Annotated in this window: 6 protein-coding genes; all 6 read right to left on the reverse strand. The window is 61.1% G+C overall.

Features of this window, described 5'->3' with window-relative positions:
- On the reverse strand, window positions 1-872 hold an 872-nt coding region (locus Y707_RS24885; protein ID WP_035781073.1), incomplete at its 3' end, for a DNA-formamidopyrimidine glycosylase family protein.
- Between the two features lie 30 nt (window positions 873-902).
- Entirely contained in the window at window positions 903-1313 is a 411-nt protein-coding gene (locus tag Y707_RS0109805; RefSeq protein WP_026534951.1) for a hypothetical protein, read from the reverse strand.
- Between the two features lie 34 nt (window positions 1314-1347).
- Window positions 1348-1812 carry a hypothetical protein gene (locus tag Y707_RS0109810; protein ID WP_026534952.1) on the reverse strand — a complete coding sequence of 155 codons (465 nt, stop codon included), beginning with the start codon at window positions 1810-1812 and terminating at the stop codon, window positions 1348-1350.
- Window positions 1813-3258, reverse strand: coding sequence for an MFS transporter (locus Y707_RS0109815; RefSeq protein ID WP_026534953.1), 1446 nt, complete (start codon window positions 3256-3258; stop codon window positions 1813-1815).
- A 141-nt stretch (window positions 3259-3399) separates the two neighbouring features.
- Complete coding sequence (locus Y707_RS0109820; protein WP_026534954.1) at window positions 3400-4731, reverse strand: MFS transporter; 1332 nt, start codon at window positions 4729-4731, stop codon at window positions 3400-3402.
- Between the two features lie 126 nt (window positions 4732-4857).
- The coding region (locus Y707_RS32155) for a hypothetical protein (protein WP_216699236.1) at window positions 4858-5064 on the reverse strand (207 nt) is incomplete at its 5' end.

Consider the following 5064-nt stretch of genomic DNA (forward strand, 5'->3'; position numbering starts at 1 on the left):
GCGCCGGTCTGGCAGGTCGGACAATACTGCAGCGACGAGTCCGCGAACGACACCTCGCGCACAGTATCCGCACATACCGGGCAGCTCTCCCCTGTCCGGCCATGAACCCGCATGTTCCGCCGCTTGGCATCCTTGAGTTCATTGGCTGGACGTCCAGCTGCAGTTTCGACGGCGAAGCGCAGCAGCTCCTGCATGCTCACATACAGGCCCGTTACCTGTTCATCGTCCAGGGACGTAACCAAAGTGAATGGCGATAACCGCGAGGCGTGCAAAATCTCGTCGCTGTAGGCGTTGCCGATCCCGGCGATGATGGATTGGTCCCGCAGCAGCCCCTTGATCTGGCCCCGGTGCCCGGCAATAATATCGCCAAACGCTTTCCGGTCCAGCTCCAGCGCATCAGGTCCGAGGCGTGCTACACCGGGGACCTCCGCCAGGTTCTCCACCACGTAGACTGCCAACGACTTTTTGGTGCCGGCTTCGGTCAAGTCGAATCCGTGGTTGGCCGCGGCCCCCTCAGCCGAGGGTCCAGCGTCGGCGGGGTCCGCCGTCGTAAATCTGACCCGCAACGCGATAACTCCCTTGCCCGGCCGGAGCCGTCCCGGTTTGAATGCGTCGGACCAGCGCAGCCATCCCGCCCGGGCCAGATGCATCACCAGATAGTGCTCCCCCACCTGGACGGCGATGAATTTGCCCCAGCGTTCGACGGCGGTGACCTCCAGTCCCAGCAGCGCCTCCACCGGTACTTTGGCCGTCTTGAGAACGGAGAAAGAGAGCACCTCGACGTCAGCGACGACGGCGGGTGGCCCGTCCTCCGGAACCAGCTTCCGGCGCAGAAAATCGACGAGTCCAGCCACTTCAGGCATCTCCGGCATGGACTTACGGTACCAGCGCCACCCGCTTTCCTAACGAATATTGGCGGGGCGTCCTTTGTCCGCCCGCATTGCCCGGGGTTCATCGATGGTCCAAAAGAGGGCGCCAATGACCGCACCGGCGAACAGCGCGATGGTGGAAACGATATGCGAGGCCACTGGCACATTGAGAAAGAACAGGGATAGTCCCATTGCCAGCAGCGAGCCCCCGATCAATATGACGTAGTTCAGCGGACCACGCACCAGGGGCCCGGTTCGCGGCGGTCCGTACCAGTGGCCGATGAGGGCCCCGACCGGCCATGCCACCACCCCGGTCGCACGGACCAGTTCGAAGATGCCGTTGAACACTTCACCGGGGCTCGTCTGGGTGAAGATGACATCCACCAGCAGCAAGGTCACCGGGCCCAGAGCCAGACCCAGTGTCGTCATCAGCTTCCGCGTCATCGCCACGCCTCCAGTACTGCCGTGTCAAGCATCGCTATCCGACCGGCCAAAGTAATGCACCGGCAAGCAATCCCACTGCCACGATAATCCAGGACGGCAGAACGTGATCGTGCCGTCGGATCAAGTGGCTGCCAACGACGACGACGAACGTCACCACGATGAGCGCGACATGGCCCTGTGCGCCGAACGGATCCAGCCCGTCGAAGGGATGGAACCAGCGGCCGGCGAAAATGCCAATCGTCCAAGGGAAGACCGCCATCTGGCGTCCGCCGATCCGCAACAGTTCACTGAAGGTGTTGCCTTCGATGGCGTCTATCGCCGCCGGAACGTCCAATACGATGAGGGCGACGATGAGGAGGCTGGCCAGTCCGGCAAGAAGCGCGGCACCGCCGGATGAGCGGAGGAAAAACTCAGCGAAAATCCCGACAGCCAGCGCGCCGGCGACAGGCAGCGAAGCCGCCGCTATCGACAGCCGGTCCCATTTCTCAATATGTTCCACTCAAACCACCTTCTCCAGATTTCGCTGACGCCGGTGCAGATCATGGAACGCGACCACCAGAGCCAGCAGGATCACCGCACCGATCACGATGAACCCGGCGGTGATGGCTTGCGGCCAGTTGCTCATCCCGAGAACGGCGAAGGCGACGGCGGTGATCATGGCTATGCCGACCGATGTGCCGATACGCTGGCCGGTTTGCATGATGCCGCCGGAACTTCCCGCATACTCGAGCGGTACGTCGGCCAGCGTGAGTGTTTGGTTCGGTGTGATGACCGCGCCCTGCCCCACACCGACGAGTCCGAGACTGGCCAGCAGCCACCATTCACTGATCATGCCCGCCGCAGCAAGCTGGATCACCAGGATGCTCAGCGCGAGCCCGGCCAACGCGCAGAACATGCCGCCGATCACCAGTTTCCGGCCGAAACGCATCACCACCTTGCCGCCCCAATTCGCAGCAATGGCGCCGAGAATAGCGCTCGGCACGCCCACCGCACCGCTCTCCAGAGCGCTGTGTCCGAGCCCTTCCTGAAAATAGAGAGCGATCAGGACGAAGATACTTGTCATCCCGGTGAAGTACAGGCTGACGAGCAGCGCACCGTTGGAGAAGCTGGCCGTGCGGAAGATGGCCAGGTCGACCATCGGGCTGCGGCCGCGTGCCTTGTAGCGACGCTCCCATAACGCCCACAGCAGCACCAGCAAGCCCGATGCAGGCAGCAGTGCCCAGATCCAGGCAGATGAATCCGTCTCCACGAATGGCAGCAGAACCGTCAATACCGCCAACCCAAGCAGCAACGCCCCAATTGGATCGAGGTCCCGGCGCCGGCTGCCCATGCGGCCGGCCCGCAACGGCCGTGGAAACCACCGCAGTGCCAGGACGATGGCGAGAATACCGACTGGAACGTTGACCAGAAAAGTCCAGCGCCACCCGTTCTCCACTCCGCCGAGCTCGATGAGCAGACCACCGAGCAGCGGGCCGACTGCCACCGAAAGACCTACAACCGTGCCGAAGTAACCGAACGCCCTGCCCCGCTCCGCTCCCCGGAAATACTGCTGGATCATGCCGACCGCCTGCGGGTTCAGCAGGCCGGAACCCACTCCCTGGACGAACCGGGCAATGTTCAACGACAACGGATCAGGCGCCAGCCCGGCCGCAATCGAAGACAGTGTAAAGACCGAGACGCCGGCGATGAACAGCGGCCCACGGCCCAGAATATCTCCGGCACGTCCGGCAGCGACAAGGACAACACCAAAGGTAAGCGCATAGCCGGACAGCACCCATTGAATATCGGACTGGGTTGCTCCGAGACCCTGCTGGATGGACGGCAGGGCAACGTTGACGATGCTCACTCCGACCAGCGACATGAAAATCGTCACGAGCAGGACCGACAGCACCCGCCAGCGCGCCGGATCCGGAGCATACGCTTCCGGATCGTCCTGAGTGCTCATTCCTTATTCATATCCTGCTCTGCCCGGCCATCCAAAGCGGAGCGGCCCGTGTCCCGGTGGAAGCGGGCCGCCCGTGGCCACAACAGACGGAGCAGTCAGCGACTGAGTTGCGGTCAGTCGGTGATGCAGGTGCGTTGAAGACTAAATCTCGACGTCCTTGACCCGCAGGTTGTTGCCCTTGGTCTCTTTAACCATGGAGACACCAACGAAGGAGATGACGCAGAGGACCATGATGTAGATTGCCACGGATCCGGACCATCCGGTTTTGTTGAGCAGCCACTGGGAAATCAAGGCGGCAAACGCGCCGCCCAGGATGGCACCCAGTGCGTAGCCAATCGAAATCCCGGAGTAGCGGACGTGTACGGGGAACATCTCCGCGTACATCGCCGACATCGGTCCATAGGAAAGGCCGAGCCCGATGGTCAGCACGAACAGGGCGATTCCGTACAGCCAGATGTTCTGGGTGTCGATCAGCATGAACAGCGGAATCATCCAGACGAAGATGATGGCGTAGCCGATCTTGAAGGTCCGCACCCGGCCGATCTTGTCGGAGAGCATCCCGCCATACATGGTGAAGATGAGCCAGCCGAACGATGCCAGCAGCGTCGCGAAAAGCACCGCGGACGGGTTCATGCCCAAGCCGATGGCATACGCCGAAAAGAACGCGATCAGAAGGTACCCCGCCGCGTTGTTGGCGATGAAGATCAGAGCTGTCAGGACAACCTGCTTCGTATTGTGCTTGAACAGCTGCCCCAGTGGTGCCGCAGACTCCGCTTTGCGCTGCTGCATCTCGGTAAAGACCGGGCTCTCTGCGACCCGCTTACGAATGACGTAGCCGACGCCGATCAGGATCACGGAAATGAGGAACGGGATACGCCAGCCATAGGCGAGGAACTCCTCCGGTGTCATCGAGGCGCGCAGCACGAGAATCACCAGGGTGGCCAGGATCATGCCGACCGGAACACCGATCTGCGGGTAGGCCCCCCAGAAACCGCGCTTGTTGACCGGAGCGTGCTCGACGGCCATCAGAGCGGCTCCGCCCCATTCACCACCCGCAGAGAATCCCTGCAGGATCCGGAGCAGAATGAGCAGCAGCGGCGCCCAGAAACCAATCTGTGCGTAGGTTGGCAGCAGGCCGATCAACGCCGTCGCGCCACCCATCATCACGAGAGTGAACACCAGCATGGTCTTGCGGCCGATGCGGTCACCGAGGTGGCCGGCGACGATGGCGCCCAGCGGCCGGAAGAAGAAGCTGATGCCGATGGTAGCCCAGGACACAAGCTGCGCCAGTCCTGGGCTGCCCTCATTCAGAGGGTCAAAGTAGAGACCGGCAAAAATCAGCCCCGCCGCCTGGGCGAAGATGAAAAAGTCGTACCACTCGATGGTGGTACCGATCATGGTTCCGGCGACGACCTTGCGGTCCTCCGCCGACATGCGCTGCCGTCCCCCGACTGCGGATGTTGATGATGACATGGAAAACTCCGTTGTTAATGGCATGTAGGTGAAACGCGAACTGAATTACTGACAGAACGGTCAGTTAGTGTGACTCAGAACATAATACATACATGTGGGCTCCGGCACAGCTATGCACAAGGATCTTTACGACAAAGTCCGCATCGTTGGAACCTGTACCGCAATGCGGTGCTTGTAACCCACGTCATATTCATCGTATAGTTTCAACCAGCGTTGTTCAATAATAGAAAGATAAATTCTAATATCGAACACAACGATAAGACAGGCTATACAGCGAAGTGAGGAAGAACCGTGCAGTTCCACCACCACGGCTATGTATCCGGTGACCCGAAG

The sequence above is a fragment of the Arthrobacter sp. H14 genome, assembly GCF_000520495.1.
GTDB lineage: Bacteria > Actinomycetota > Actinomycetes > Actinomycetales > Micrococcaceae > Arthrobacter_C.